15 protein-coding genes are annotated in these 14,319 nt (G+C 59.4%); 9 read left to right on the forward strand and 6 right to left on the reverse strand.

What is annotated here, in order from left to right; genetic code table 11:
• Nucleotides 1-491: 491 nt before the first annotated feature.
• From GM910_RS27505 to GM910_RS25695, 8 genes are all read left to right on the forward strand, one after another.
• Entirely contained in the window at nt 492-1,562 is a 1,071-nt protein-coding gene (locus GM910_RS27505) for an alpha/beta fold hydrolase (protein ID WP_246226370.1), read from the forward strand.
• A 3-nt stretch (nt 1,563-1,565) separates the two neighbouring features.
• Nucleotides 1,566-2,408, forward strand: a complete 843-nt coding sequence (locus GM910_RS25665) for a class III extradiol dioxygenase family protein (protein WP_159593500.1) — start codon at nt 1,566-1,568, stop codon at nt 2,406-2,408.
• 8 nt (nt 2,409-2,416) lie between these two features.
• Complete coding sequence (locus tag GM910_RS25670) at nt 2,417-2,731, forward strand: YciI family protein (RefSeq protein ID WP_159593502.1); 315 nt, start codon at nt 2,417-2,419, stop codon at nt 2,729-2,731.
• Nucleotides 2,732-2,831: 100 nt separating this feature from the next.
• A complete protein-coding gene (locus GM910_RS25675; protein WP_159593504.1) occupies nt 2,832-3,743 on the forward strand; it encodes a LysR substrate-binding domain-containing protein in 912 nt (303 codons plus the stop codon).
• A gap of 266 nt (nt 3,744-4,009) precedes the next feature.
• On the forward strand, nt 4,010-4,951 hold the full coding sequence (locus GM910_RS25680; RefSeq protein WP_159593512.1) for a TAXI family TRAP transporter solute-binding subunit: 942 nt from the start codon (nt 4,010-4,012) through the stop codon (nt 4,949-4,951).
• 86 nt (nt 4,952-5,037) lie between these two features.
• The gene (locus GM910_RS25685) at nt 5,038-6,984 is read left to right on the forward strand and encodes a TRAP transporter permease (protein ID WP_159593526.1); all 1,947 of its coding nucleotides are present in this window, start codon (nt 5,038-5,040) and stop codon (nt 6,982-6,984) included.
• On the forward strand, nt 6,977-8,557 hold the full coding sequence (locus GM910_RS25690; RefSeq protein ID WP_159593538.1) for a sulfatase family protein: 1,581 nt from the start codon (nt 6,977-6,979) through the stop codon (nt 8,555-8,557). The genes GM910_RS25685 and GM910_RS25690 overlap by 8 nt, the downstream gene beginning before the upstream one ends.
• Nucleotides 8,558-8,629: 72 nt before the next feature.
• Nucleotides 8,630-9,511 carry an alpha/beta hydrolase gene (locus GM910_RS25695; RefSeq protein WP_159593540.1) on the forward strand — a complete coding sequence of 294 codons (882 nt, stop codon included), beginning with the start codon at nt 8,630-8,632 and terminating at the stop codon, nt 9,509-9,511.
• A gap of 164 nt (nt 9,512-9,675) precedes the next feature.
• Here the strand turns inward: GM910_RS25695 and GM910_RS25700 are convergent, their stop codons facing one another.
• The 5 genes from GM910_RS25700 to GM910_RS25720 form a co-directional block, all read right to left on the reverse strand.
• The gene (locus GM910_RS25700; protein ID WP_343033013.1) at nt 9,676-10,497 is read right to left on the reverse strand and encodes a bifunctional 5,10-methylenetetrahydrofolate dehydrogenase/5,10-methenyltetrahydrofolate cyclohydrolase; all 822 of its coding nucleotides are present in this window, start codon (nt 10,495-10,497) and stop codon (nt 9,676-9,678) included.
• A gap of 97 nt (nt 10,498-10,594) precedes the next feature.
• Nucleotides 10,595-11,026 (reverse strand): SRPBCC domain-containing protein, encoded by a 432-nt coding sequence (locus GM910_RS25705; RefSeq protein WP_159593542.1) that lies wholly within the window; start codon nt 11,024-11,026, stop codon nt 10,595-10,597.
• A gap of 45 nt (nt 11,027-11,071) precedes the next feature.
• The gene (locus GM910_RS25710; RefSeq protein ID WP_159593554.1) at nt 11,072-11,515 is read right to left on the reverse strand and encodes an SRPBCC family protein; all 444 of its coding nucleotides are present in this window, start codon (nt 11,513-11,515) and stop codon (nt 11,072-11,074) included.
• Between the two features lie 50 nt (nt 11,516-11,565).
• Complete coding sequence (locus GM910_RS25715; RefSeq protein ID WP_159593544.1) at nt 11,566-12,045, reverse strand: VOC family protein; 480 nt, start codon at nt 12,043-12,045, stop codon at nt 11,566-11,568.
• 93 nt (nt 12,046-12,138) lie between these two features.
• On the reverse strand, nt 12,139-12,750 hold the full coding sequence (locus GM910_RS25720) for a dihydrofolate reductase family protein (RefSeq protein WP_159593546.1): 612 nt from the start codon (nt 12,748-12,750) through the stop codon (nt 12,139-12,141).
• A 597-nt stretch (nt 12,751-13,347) separates the two neighbouring features.
• Here GM910_RS25720 and GM910_RS25725 point away from each other — a divergent pair.
• Nucleotides 13,348-13,611 carry a hypothetical protein gene (locus GM910_RS25725; protein ID WP_159593548.1) on the forward strand — a complete coding sequence of 88 codons (264 nt, stop codon included), beginning with the start codon at nt 13,348-13,350 and terminating at the stop codon, nt 13,609-13,611.
• A 127-nt stretch (nt 13,612-13,738) separates the two neighbouring features.
• Here the strand turns inward: GM910_RS25725 and GM910_RS25730 are convergent, their stop codons facing one another.
• On the reverse strand, nt 13,739-13,888 hold the full coding sequence (locus GM910_RS25730; RefSeq protein ID WP_159593550.1) for a hypothetical protein: 150 nt from the start codon (nt 13,886-13,888) through the stop codon (nt 13,739-13,741).
• Nucleotides 13,889-14,319 lie beyond the last annotated feature (431 nt).

The following is a 14,319-nucleotide window of genomic DNA, read 5'->3' on the forward strand; positions in this document are numbered from 1 at the left end:
GGCATCGTGTCCTCCATCGAATCTTTGCAAATCCGACGGAATCACAACCTACTGATATCACTCCATTCTTTTCAGGTCAGGCTCTAAGTGAGCGCCCGCATCCGCGGCAATGAGGGTACCGGCGAGGTGATCCCACGGGTTGAGGATGTGATATATCGCAAGATGCGCTTGGCCAGCAGCCAAGGCGCGATATTTGTGGGATGCGCATCTTTGACACGCAAACATGCGGACTTTGGCGAGGTCGGCCAGAACGCCCGGTTTCATTTCTGTGGCCAATCGGCTGAACTGGCCATAATATAGCATTATTGCTATTAACAAGGGCAGAATTAGCATTTTACATGTTAATTCCCTCCTGTCATTGATCGTGCCACAGTCGATCCGCGATGTGGCTTTGTCGGCTCCGCAAGAGATAATCCGGTCCCTGAGATGGAGTTTTGGCAGGAATTCCAGGGTCACATCAGAAACTTGAATTCAACCTGGTGGCAGAGCAAATGAGCCAGCCAACGCTCGTCCTGGTTCCTGGCCTCTTGTGCGACAGTTTCGCCTGGCACAAGCAAGCGCAAGAATTTGGCAAGGACATGCCAGTCAGCATCGCCGACGTCAGCGCCGGCGTTTCCATTGCGGACATGGCCAAAGTCATTTTGTCCAAGCATCCCGGCGTGCTGTGGGTGGCGGGGCATTCCATGGGTGCGCGCATCGCGCTCGAAATGGTGAGATTGGCGCCTGAACGCGTTGCGAAGCTCGCCCTGATCGACACCGGCATTCATCCCCGTCGCGAGGGGGAGGAAATCAAGCGGCAAGAGCTGGTCGATCTCGCCTACAGCGACGGCATGTCGGCACTGGCGGCGCGCTGGCTGCCGCCCATGGTGCACGAGGTCCACCATGGCGACGAAGTGCTGATGGGCGGGCTGACCGAGATGGTGCTGCGCGCCAGTCCCGAGCAGCACGAGCGCCAGATCGAGGCGCTGCTCGGCCGGCCCGACGCCTCAGCCTATCTCGGCACAATCACCTGTCCCGTGCTGCTGGCGGTGGGGCGTCATGACAAGTGGAGCCCGGTCTCCCAGCACGAGGATATGCTGGCGCTGCTGCCCGATGCCCGTCTGGTGATCATAGACGACGCCGGCCACTTCGCGCCACTGGAGCAACCCGAGGCGGTGACCGCGGCCATACGCATGTGGATGGCGGGCTGGCAGAAGGAGGACAAGATGCCGGATACGTCGGGGGCCGGCAAGCAGGCTCTGCCCGAGACGCCCCTGTTCGATCGCGAGGCGAACCTCAGGGGCTATCGCATGAACAAGATGGCGATGGATCTCGGCCGTGCCGAGAACCGCGAAGTCTTCAAGGCCGACGAGGACGCCTATCTTGACCGCTACGGCCTTTCCGACGAGGAAATGGCGGCCGTGAAGGCGCGCGACTGGCACGAGATGGTGCGTCTTGGCGGCAATCTGTTCTTCATCCTGAAAATCTCGGCCATCGACCCAACGCCGATGACGCGCATCGGGGCCGCGCAGGCCGGCATGGACCACGACGCCTTCCTAGCGCAGCGTTTGGGAAAGGTCTGACAAATGGCCAAGATCATTGGCGGCATTGGCACGAGCCACGTCCCCTCCATCGGTGTCGCGCTCGACAGGGGCATGGCGGATACGCCGGACTGGAAGCCGTTTTTCGATGGCTATATCCCAGGCAAGGAGTGGATGAGGCAAGCCAAGCCGGACATTGCGGTGGTGGTCTTCAACGACCACGGCAATTCTTTCTTTCTCGACCGGGTTCCGACCTTCGCCGTCGGCGTGGCCGAAAGCTATAAGCCGATCGACGAGGGTTGGGGCCCGCGATCCATTCCCGAGTTTGCGGGCGCCGCCGACCTCTCTTGGCATTTCGTCGACAAGCTGGTCGAGGGACACTTCGACCCGCTCGTTTGTCGCGAGATCGAGGTCGACCATGGCCTGCAGGTTCCGATGGAGCTGTTCTTCGGCCGCCCGGACAAGTGGCCGGTCAAGGTCTTGCCGATCTGGGTGAACACCATACAGTATCCGATCCCGACGCCGCTGCGTTGCTGGGAAATGGGCAAGGTGCTGCGCGAGACGATCGAGAGCTTCCCGGGCGACGAGCGTGTGGTGATCATGGGCACCGGCGGCCTGTCGCACCAATTGCAGGGCAGCCGCGCGGGCTTCATCAACCGCGAGGCGGACGAGGCCTGGCTCGACGGAATCGCCAACGACTACGAGAAATACCGCGACATGTCGCGGGAGGACTATGTCGAGCAGTTCGGCTCGGAAGGCGCGGAACTGATCATGTGGCTCGTCATGCGCGCGGCCATGGATCCGAGGGTCGATTTGAAACACAAGCATTACTATGCGCCTGCCTCGCTGACCGGTGCCGGTATGGTGGTGCTGGAGAACCGGGCCTAGGAGCGGGGATGTATTTCCTGATGATCTGCCGGCATAAGCCGGGCTCGCAGGCGGTCAAGAAAGTGCAGCACGAACAGCACCGCGCCCATGTGTCATCGGGCGGCAACGGTGTCGTCAGGGTGCTGACCGGCAGCGCCCTGACCGAGGCGGACGGGGAGACCGATATCGGCAATTTCGGCATTTTCGAAGCGGCGGGCGAAGCCGAGGTGCGAGCCTTCATCGATGCCGATCCGTTTACTATGGCCGGCATTGTCGACAGTGTCGAAATCGTCCGCCTGCCCGACCGTTTCAAGGCCCACCGCATCCAGCCGCTGTCAAGCTGAAGGGAGCGACACAAGCTGCTGCCCAATCTGTCCTCATTGCAGTTTGCTCGACACAAGACGTGCCCATAGAATGCCCGCTCCGGAAGTGGGGGCAAGCAGGGTGATTGTGAAGAACCGTGTCAGGATCAGACAGCTGCGCGTTTTCCTCGAAGTTGCCCGGCAGGGGGGCGTTGTGCGTGCGGCCGAAACGTTGCATTTGACGCAGTCGGCAGTCTCCAGAACAATTGGTGAATTAGAGCGCGTTGTCGGGCTACCGCTGTTTGACCGCAGCCAGCGCGGTTCCAAGCTTACTGAGGCCGGACAGCTTCTGCAGCGACATGTCACTTCGGGTTTGGCGCAGATCGACATGGGCGTTGCGATGGCCGGCAACCGCTCCAACTCCACGGACGTTGTGAAAGCAGGCGCTCTGCCGACTGTTGCGGGAGCGACTTTCGCCCGCGTCGTACGCAATTTTCAGCAGCGTTTCCCCAAGACCACAGTGCATGTTGCAAGCGGGACCAACGCCGAACTGCTCTCAAAATTACGGCGTGGAGATGTGCATTTCGTGTATGGCCGCCTCGCTGCGGCAGAGGCCATGAGGGGGCTCGCGTTCGAGCACTTGTATTCCGAGGAGATCGCCTTTGTTGCCGCCCCCGGTCACGTACTTTTTGAACTGGAACATGTCGAATTAGCTGACCTGGGCGACCACAGCGTCGTCTTGCATCAGGCGGATACGATCATTCGGAATGAAATAGATCGCTTTCTGCTTGAACATGGGATTACCGGTTTTGGTGACGTCGTTGAAACCAATCTCATCGAACTCGCGCGTGCTCTTGTGGTCGAAAACGGTTTCGTCTGGATCGTGCCGGTGGGTGTCATCAGGCAGGATCTCAAGCGCGGAGACATGCGGCGCCTGAACATTTTCGCCTCTGAGCTTCAGGGGCCTATAGGAATCAGTACCGATCCCGCTATTCCGCGAAGCGCGGCATGCGAAACGTTGATCAACGATATCCGTGTGGCGGCAAAAGCATAGCCTGGCGTCCAGTCAACCAGGAAAGGGATATGCGAAATTTGTGCGGCACACTCTTGATCGCCCAATATCCTGATCCGCCCAGATGGGTCATTGACGGCTTCGCTTCCGGTTGCGTGGCCGATCGATTGTCCGGCTCACTCTCGGGTGAAGCGATGTTAGCGTCAACATAGCAGTTTCGCTATATTTCGCCGCAAGTTTAGCAATTTACATAACAAGAATTCTCCTGTCAGCTTCCTGCTCAAGAGGATCAAAAAAGGGAGGAGAAGATGATTTCTCGTATTTTGCTTGCGGCTGCCATCGTGGCGGGGCTATCTAGCGCGGCTTCGGCCCAGACAATTTCGATCGGAACAAACCCGCAAGGCTCGCTGGCCTATGCGACAGGGGCGGCCGTGTCCAAGGTCGCCATCGAGGAGGGCGACATTCGGATGCGTGTCGTACCGCAGGGCGGGCCGAATGTGGTCGTTCCGCTGGTGAACAATGGAGAATTGGAGTTCTCCATCGCCAATGGGGTCGCTGCTGCCTTTGCGTATACCGGCCAGGGCGAATTCAGCAGCCCGAACGAAAACATCCGCATGGTCGCGGTGTTGTTCGACCTCTACAGCGGCTTCATTGTGCCCAAGAACAGCGATATCCATACACTGCAGGACCTCAAGGGAAAGCGCGTCGCGTCCGATTTCCTCACGCAGGAGGCAGTTCAGACCAACGCCGAGGCCACGCTGAACACGGTCGGCATGACCTATGACGACTTACAAAGAGTGCCGGTGCCGGACGGTGTGCGTGGCGTCGAGGACCTTGAGGCCGGCAATGTCGATGCCACGTTCTTCTCCCTGTCCTCAGGGCGCACCAAGCAGGCGGATGCGGCTTTGGGCGGCATTCGTATCCTGCCGATAGAGAACTCAGAGGACGCAAACGCCAAAATCGAGGCCATCTCGCCCGGAGCATGGGTTGCCGAGGTCAAACCTGGCCCGAACTTTCCCGGCATAACCGAGCCGCAGGGTGCCTATACCACGCCTTTCGTCATTCTCGCCGGCGCGGGTGTGCCGGACGAGGTGGTCTACAATCTGGTCAAGGCGCTTCACGCCAACAAAGAGGCTCTGGTGGCCGCAAACGGGGCGTTCAACGGCTTCGATCCGGCCGAGATGCACACCGATATCGGCGTTCCCTTCCACCCCGGCGCCGAACAGTTCTACACCGAAGCCGGCCTGTAAAACGTTCGGCGTCTGCCGGATGATCATCTCCCGGCGGCTATGTGGGCCGCCAGGAGCTTTAAGAATGCATTCCAGGGAGGAATGACATGTCCGGGCCCGAAGTTTCGACGGCGGACACCGCAGAACATATCGAGCAAGACAACCCGAAGATAGTTTTGGCCGGCAAGATCATCGGCTCGGTTCTGGTGCTGCTTTCGCTGGCGAATGCACTTGATCTTTATCGCGCCTTCGGACTGGTGTTGATCAACGAGCAGTTGCTGGCCGTCATCCTTGGTCTGGCGCTGGCGACGGTCTTCATCGCGCAGCCATTTACCCGCCACACGGCGAAGACGCGTTTGCCCTGGTATGACGTTGTGGCGGCGATGCTGGCGTTTGGCGCCTGCACCTACGTGGCGGTCAACTATGTCGGCATTGTCGCGACCCTGTTCGACAAGCCGTTCAGCTCCGTGGCCGCGGCGGCTATCATCGTCGTTTCGGTCGCCGAATGCCTGCGGCGCACCGCGGGAACGATGCTCTTCGGCTTCGTTTTGCTCTTCCTGACCTTCGGCCTCGTAGGGCACCTTGTCCCTGGACACTTTCAGGGGCGCGAGATCGCTATCGACCGGCTGCTGATCTATCTCGGCATGGACTCGAACGGGATTATTGGGTTGCCGATCGGCGTAGTGGTGTCGATCGTTGTGCCCTTCATCTTCTTCGGAAATTTGCTCAACGCATCGGGCGGAGCCAACTTCTTCACCGAGATTTCGGCGGCGCTGATGGGCAAATATCGCGGCGGCTCCGCCAAAATCGCCGTTGTCGCGTCATCGCTGTTCGGTTCGATTTCGGGCAGCGCCGTGGCCAATGTCGTCTCGACCGGCGTGATCACCATTCCGATGATGAAAAGGAGCGGCTATCCGTCGGAGCGGGCTGCGGCTATCGAGGCTGTGGCCTCGACGGGTGGCCAGCTCATGCCACCGATGATGGGCGCGGCTGCCTTCCTGATGGCCGAATTTCTGCAGGTGCCGTACACGGATATCATTCTCGCGGCTCTGATCCCGGCGATCCTTTATTACGTGTCGCTGTTTATCCAGGCCGACCTGTACGCAGCCAAGGAAGATATCCGTTCGGCCGACGAGATGAGATACAAAGCGTTCGAGGTGCTCTCGAAGGGCTGGCTCTATATCTCGCCCTTCGTGGTGATCATTGTCGGGCTGTTCACCTTGAACCTGCAGCCGCAGACCGCTGCCATGTATGCGACAGGTCTGATCATTCCGATTGCGCTGGTGTTTGGCTATCGCGGTGTGCGCATGCGTTGGACACGGCTGCTCGAGGCGGTTGGCGATACCGGCGTTGCCGTCACCCAGTTGCTCATGGTCTCGGCCATGGCGGGCGTGGTGATCGGCGTGCTCAATATCACTGGTCTCGGCTTTGCACTGACCCAGGCGATCATTGATCTCTCCGGAGGCAACCTCGCGGTCGTTCTCCTGCTTTCCGGTGCCATCTCGATCGTATTGGGTATGGGTATGCCCACGGTGGGGGTGTATCTGCTGCTCGCGACGCTTGTTGCGCCTTCGATGGTGGAAGCAGGGGTGCCCCCCATCGCAGCGCATATGTTCGCGTTCTATTTCGGCATCCTGTCGATGATTACTCCTCCCGTGGCCGCCGCGGCATTTGCCGGTGCAACGATAGCAAAGGCGGATTTCGTCAAAACCGGATTTGCTGCGGTGGTCTTCGGGTGGCCGGCCTATGTGGTGCCTTTCATCTTCGCCTTGTCGCCCGAGATGCTCTGGCAAGGTACGCCATTGGAGATCGCCAGGATTTTCGTCCTCTCTGTTGCCGGCGTGTGGCTCGTTTCGGCAGGCTGGATCGGCTTCTTTGGCGGAACGCTGAGCGCCGTATGGCGCTTGGCATTCATCCTGGCGGGTGCTGCTTGCTTTGTACCCGGATCTGCCATTCCCGGCGGTCATCTCGTCGACTCGGCTGGCATCGCAACCGGCATTGCGCTCGTTGCCGCGCGCCTTGTTCTCAGCCGTACAAAGGTGGTCAATGCCTAAGCGTCCGAATTTCATCCTTTTCATCACCGATCAGCACCGGGCTGATTTTCTGGGATGCTATGGCCACCCGGTGCTCAAGACCCCGAATATCGAGAGGCTGGCGGACACCGGTGTCAGGTTCGATAAGTTCTATGTGGCGAGCCCGGTCTGCATGCCGAACAGGGCTAGCCTTATGACCTGCCGCATGCCTTCAAGCCATGGTGTAAGGGCCAACGGCATTCCATTGGAACGGCGCAATGTGACCTTCGTCGAGGTGCTCAAAGCGGCCGGATACGAAACCGCGCTGATCGGCAAGAGCCATTTGCAGAACTTCAGCGGCAGACCGTCGATGATCGAGCCGCCGGTGACGCGGCCGGATTACTTCCGGGCCGACTTGCCGCTCGATCAAGCGGTGCGTTCCGAGTATCAGGACCCGTTCTTTCGTGTCGAAGAGCCTGACTTTTGGGATGGACCACAGCCAAAGGTTCCAACGCCATTCTATGGTTTCGACCATGTGGAGTTGGTGACCGGTCACGGGGATGCGGCGGGTGGAGACTATGCGCAGTGGCTGGCGGAGCGCGATGCGGATGCGGCATCGAAGATCGGCGTCAAGAACCAGCTGCCGCACGACTATTCCTGCCCGCAGGCCGTGCGCACGGCGGTGGCGCCGGAGCACTACTCGACTGCTTACATCGCCGAGCGGGCAGCAAAGTGGATCGAAGATCGCAAGGACAGCGACAAACCCTTCTTTCTGATGGTGTCCTGGCCAGATCCGCACCATCCGTTCAATCCGCCGGGTAAATACTGGGATATGTACAAGCCTGAGGAAATGGCGTTACCCGCGGCCTTTGCCGCCAATGATTGGACGCCGCCCGTTCACGTGGCGGCGGCGATCAGCGAGCGCGAGGAAGGGCGGGCAAACCTTGCGGGCATGGGTACGGTCGCGTGCTCGGCGCGCGAGGCGTTGGAGGCCCGTGCATTGACTTGCGGCCTGATCGCAATGATCGACGACGCTGTGGGCACGGTTGTTTCCAGTCTCGACCTGGCGGGCAGGGCCGACGATACGGTGAAAATCTTCACATCAGACCACGGCGATCATCTGGGCGACCACAGGCTGCTTTTTAAAGGTGCAGAGCAGTACGAACAGATCACCAGGGTGCCGTTTATCTGGTCGGATCCCGAGGGGAAGACGGGCGAGCGAACCGATGCCATTGGTCAGACGCTCGACATTGGCACGACGATACTTGAACGCGCCATGATCGAAGCGCCGGTCGGCATGCAAGGCATCAGGCTGCCCGTTGCCGGCGGCGAGGGGCGCAGCGCCGCCCTTATCCAATATGATCACCAGAAGACTGACCCGGCTTTTGGACCGCAGCCCAGAGTGCACACGCTACACGACGGCCGCTGGCGCCTATCAATCTATCACGGAATCGATTTTGGGGAGCTCTACGACCTCGAGGCGGATCCGGAGGAGTTGCACAATCTGTTCGATAACCCCGCCGCTAAGTGCGAGAAGGTTCGGCTGATGGAAATGCTGGCGCGAGCGGAGATCGCAGTGGTTGACCGGGCGCCGGGTCCGACCGGACAGGCCTAGCAAATCGACCAGATATCGAAAGCAGGTCTCCTGTGAAGAAAGGCGCATCACAGTTCGAGGGAGGAGAGCCACATGTCTATCAATCGCAAGTCCTACGCCAAAGGCCGGGTAGTTGACGGAGCTTCATCGAAAGCGGTCCCAAAACTGTCGCGGCGCTTGGTTTTAACTGGGGCCTCGACGATTGCGGCGGCCGGCCTGACGTCCGGCCTTGCAGCTCCTGCCGTCGCCCAGACAAGCCGGAAGACGTTCGTTCTGGTGCATGGGGCATGGCATGGGGGTTGGTGCTGGAAATATGTCCGCGACATCCTCGGGGCAAAGGGACACCGCGTGTACACGCCGACAATGACTGGCCTTGCGGAGTATTCGCATATGCTCAGTGCGGGCGTCGACATGAATACGCACATCCAGGATATCACCAACCTGTTCTGGTGGGAGGACCTCAACGACGTCACCCTCGTTGCCCATTCCTATGCCGGTTGGGTCTGTTCGGGCGCCCTCGAGAAGGTCGAAAAGCAGGTATCCTCGCTGGTCATGGTAGACGCATTCCTTCCGGTGGATGGGACAAGCGCCTATGACACCAACACACCCGAGCAACAGGTGAAGCTTGATGAATTGCGTGCAGCAGGCACCATAGCGAGGCCGCCGATCCCTGCGGAAGCCTTCAGGGTAAAAACACAAGCGAATATCGATTGGGTCAACGCCAAGATGACCCCTCAGCCAATGAATGCCGTTTTCACAAAGGTCCAACTTACCGGCGCGCGCGAGCGGATAGGTAAGAAGTTGTTTGTAAGGGCCCTTGGTTTTCCGCAACCTGCCTTCGCCAAGAACTACGAAGACACCGAGGCCGATCCGACTTGGGATACCTACGGGGTGCCGGAGGATCAGTCTGGACACGACATCATGGTCGATGCACCTCAGCTTCTTGCAGATCTGATCGAACAAGCTGCCGCCTGATCGTCGATCAATGTGCGGGCGGTGCTCGTCACGCACCGCCCACTACGCCTGTCAGCCATCGGTTTGCCTCCTGACGGATCAGTCTCGCCGGACATCAATTTCTCGGCGATCCGCGAACTGGGATCAACCGCGTTTGCTTGCCATTATGGGACTGCGAGCGAGCGTCAAGCGTGGGAGTACAGGCTGCGCATCGGTCCTGAGATAGAGCCCGCATCCCAATCTATAAGATCTGCCTTGTGTTCTGTGGATTGGATCGTATTGGCGATTAGCATGGTGACGGTCATGGGCCCGACACCACCGGGAACAGGCGTGATATAGGCGGCTTTCTGGCGTACGCTCTCGAAGTCGACGTCACCGACGATCTGCCCCGATGCGAGGCGGTTAATCCCGACATCGATAACGACGGCCCCCGATTTCACCATCTGCTGGACGATTAGTCCCGGGACGCCGGCGGCGACCACCAATATATCCGCCAGAATGGTGAACTGGGCGAGGTCCCGCGTCTTGGCGTGACAGACCGAAACCGTTGCATCCTCGCGCATCACCATCAGCGCCATGGGTTTGCCCACGATGTTGCTGGCGCCGACGACGACCACGTTCTGTCCCGCAACCGAAATGCCTTCGTGCTCGAGCAGCTTCATGACCCCGTAGGGCGTGCAGGGCGAAAACACGCGCTCGCCCACGACCAGGCCGCCCACGTTGTAGAGATGGAAACCGTCGACATCCTTGGCCGGAAGGATGCGATGGAGCACTGAATAGATGTTGAACTGAGGAGGGAGGGGGAGTTGTACGAGAATGCCGTGGATCAGGGGATTGTCATTGAGGGAGTCAATAAGCCCAAGAACGCTCTCAGGGGGTGCTTCGGAAGGAAATTCGAAGAGCCGCGAGATCACGCCTACGTCTTCAGCAGCCCTGATTTTGTTCCGCACATAGATTCGAGAAGCTGGATCTTCTCCAACAATGATTACCGCCAGTCCCGGCGTGATATTGTGCTCAAGGCGAAGCCGTGTGACGCGATCGGCGCATCAGCGCGAATGCGCTTCGAGATGGCTTTGCCATCTATGATTCTGGCTGACATTGCCGTCAATCTCCGCGTCGCGCCCACGTCCCCCGCTCGATCAGCCATGTTGCTGCGGCCTTTATCCCGCCGAACGGAAAAACATGAATCTGGGCGATCGCCGAAGCGGGATTGGCGTGCGCATACGCCTCTATGGGGTCCACCACCTCGAAGGTCGTGCGCGCCCTGCGCCCGTCGCTCATGGCCAATGTGATCGCCTTGTACGGCTCGACCTCTTCGTACACCGCCTCGAAATCGAAGCCGACACTGCCGTCCTTGGCTTCCATGCGCGCCTTGTAGGCGCCGCCCACCTTCAGATCGGCTTCGGCGCTTGGGCAGCACCAATCGTCGGAAGCGAAGTTCCACCGCGTGATATCAGCGGGCGTCGTGTAGGCCTCCCAGACGCGTTCGATCGGCGCGGCGATGGTGGTGGCGATGGTGATCTGCTGGTTGGTCATCTTGGTTTCCTTGTTGTCGCAGTTGGATGCGATTTCGCCGATGGTTCATTGCGTGATTTCGGGCTCGACGAGTTTAGCAAGCTTGCGCAGCGACTCTTGCCAACCGAGATAACATGCCTCGACGGGGATCAGATCGGGCACGTTCTCCTGAACCACCGTCATCTCCGTTCCGACTGAAACGGCCCTCAGCGTGACGGTCACTTTCATCTCGCCCGGAAGGTTCGGATCATCGAACACATCGCTGTAGACGAGCGTCTCGCCGGGCACGAGTTTCAGATAGGTGCCGCCGAAGGAATGGCTTTGCCCGGTCGTGAAGTTTCGGAAGGACATTCTGTGCTTGCCGCCTTCCTTCGCCTCAAGCTCATGGACCGTGCAGGTAAAACCGAAGGGCGGGAGCCAGCTCGCAACCGCGTCAGGTTCCAGAAATGCGCGGTAGACCTTTTCGGGCTTGGTAGCGAAGACCCGGTGCAGTTTAACGGTGTTGGGCATGATCATTTCCATTCATTGAGCTCCCCAAGGCGCGGTTGCCTTGGGCCGGGTTAGCCTGCTGCTGCGGCTTCCAGTGCGGCGATGTCGATTTTCTTCATCGTCATCATCGCCTCCATCGCGCGCTTGGCCTTGGCGCGGTCGGCACCGGTCGTCAGTTCCATCAGCCGCTTCGGCGTGATCTGCCAGGAGAAGCCCCATCGGTCCTTGCACCAGCCGCAGGCGCTTTCGCTGCCGCCGTTTCCGACGATCGCGTTCCAGTAGTGGTCGGTCTCTTCCTGATCTTCAGTCAGTACCATGAAGCTGACGGATTCGTTCGCCTTGAAATTCGGGCCGCCGTTCAGACCCAGGAACGACTGGCCGAGCACCGTGAACTCGACGGTCAGTTCATTGCCTTCCTTGCCGCCGGGATAGTCGGATGCGGACGCATTCACCCGATCCACATGGCTGTCCGGAAAGGTGGCGGCATAGAACGCCGCCGCCTTGCTTGCTTCGCCGTGGTCGAACCACAGGCAGGTCACAAGTTTGGTCATATCTAATCTCCTCGGTTCTTGGGGGTGGTATTTGTTCGCGCCGCGCCTGCGAGATCTCAATCAAACCAGCCCTTGGGCGCCTCCTCCATTTGGTCAGGCGGCTGGCTCTGCAAAGGATCCGGTCCGCAGCGATCCAACGGGTCGATAAGTGTTCATGAGCACGCCCGAGGACGCGGCTTTCGTGCTGACGAGAGCGAGTTCGCGCGGGTCGGCACTATCCGAAAAGAAGCGTTTGCCCCGCCCCAGCAAGACCGGGTAGACGAGCAGCAGGACCTCGTCGACCAGCCCCTGCTCGAGCAGCACGGGCGTCAGCGTCGAACTTCCCCAGACGATCAGGTCAGGGCCGTCCTTTGACTTGACGCCGCGAACACCCTCCATGATGTCCGCGCCCAGGTCCTCGACCGGACCCCATCCGAGGCTGTCCGGCCTGTGAGTCGCGACGTATTTTGTCGCGGCGTTGAAACTATCCGCCATCGGATTGTCCGCGATCCTCGGCCAATAGCCGCTCCAGATATCGTAGGTGCGGCGGCCAAGCAGCAGATCGAAACCCTTGCCGTGAGCTGCATGGATGGCCTCTCCCACGGCCGGATCGGAATGCGGCACGATCCAACCACCATGTTCGTAGTCACCGTCTTCGTCCCGTCCGCCGGGCGCCTGGATCACGCCGTCCAGCGAGATGTGTTCGATGATCTTGATCTTTCTCATGGGTCTTTCACCCGTATTCATTGCTTGGTACCCCGAGGACGAACAAGTGGCGCGTTTTCCGACAACCAACCTCTTTTTTTCGGCCACGGGATTTCGCGGTCCGAACCCGTCATCGAACCTCGCCGGACCGCGGATACACGTCTTTCGTTCCGTCGCGACGTGCACGGCAGGTAGCATTCTACCAAATGCGAGCTTCGGCCAGATCTCTCGGACGGCGGTCGCCTGAAGCAGAAAGGTGGGAAAGACGCGGGCAAAAAGCTACGAAATACAACGAGACGTTCCGGATTTCCCACCAAGGCGTAAGCCTTTGATCTCGCTCGCCTGTTCGGTGCCGCCCCTGGGCACCAGATTTTTCTCAATGAAACCAACTATTTAAACGGCAACGTCAAACACGCAAGGGCGATTTCTGTGTTGCGTCATGTTGCAAGCTGCTACCGTTGATTTCCAACGGTTTCCTGCGACGCTCGGCAGGTCCACGCGACATGAATACGACATGTGGGGGGTATTATGATTTGCCAACGCTTCGGCGCCGTTAGTTGCGCTTTGATCGTCATTGGGGCGCAGATTGCGCTTGGAGAAACTGCCCAGGCACAGGAGATGACCGACCGAACAGCGGCGTTCTCCGCATTCGCAAACGATCTCGCACAAATTCAGGATGAGTTCCCGGGAAGCCAGACCGAGTACCTAGCCATGCAGAGCGGGACGCTTGACGATTTGTGGAATCGGCTGATCGAGCGGGCAACGGATATGAAAGCCAAGTGGGACGAGAATCCATACGTGGAAGTCATCGGCTTTTCGGTTTCACTCGGGCTCAGTCCAGCGGTTGACGTTCAATTCAACTTCAAAGTTCCAGCCGAATAAACCAGCCGGGACAGACCTTCTCAAAGAGAAAGCCCGGCCACCGAAGCGGCCGGGCTATGTGTGCCAACTTGGTGGGTAAGCTATAGAGCCCGCCACCGTTTCCCAGTGATGGGCGCCTACGGGCCTTTTAGTCCGCCGATTCCGGTTCGGCTGGTTCCTCTGCCGCTGGTTCTTCTTGCGATGCGGTCGGCTCCTCGCCTGTGGGCCAATAGATGAATCCGAAAACCACAATGATCAGAACCGCAATGGCCACGATGATCCAGTTTCGCCTGTCCATGGACAGCCTCCCTTACAAGGCCCCGCCCTCGGGAGAGGATGGCACGCCGATACCCAAAGAGAAAGGCCGCCACCGTGAGGCAGCCGGCAACAGCGGCGATGGCGGGTCACCAAGGAAAGCTCGCACGACGAGCCGCGAACACAAAATGCGAAAACCTGAGACGAAGAGTTTCGTCTGAAGGCCATTAGACCGCCTCGTTGCCATCGTAGAGCCGCGACTGAGCTGAATAGCGGCGTTGGGAGACAGGTAATGAAGGCAACTTGGCTATTTGCTGCATTGGCGTTCTCAGGCCTGGCGGGCGGATCGCAAGCGGCGAGCGCGGCCGATGCCTATACCACCACCAACTGGCCTGCCCCCTGGAAAGTGGTCCTCCCTGAAGTAGGCTATTGAGCCGTAGAGAGGACGTTGGAATGCCCCAGAAGAAGCACAAG

It is taken from the genome of Chelativorans xinjiangensis, assembly GCF_009812055.1.
In the GTDB taxonomy this organism is placed as follows: domain Bacteria; phylum Pseudomonadota; class Alphaproteobacteria; order Rhizobiales; family Rhizobiaceae; genus Chelativorans; species Chelativorans xinjiangense.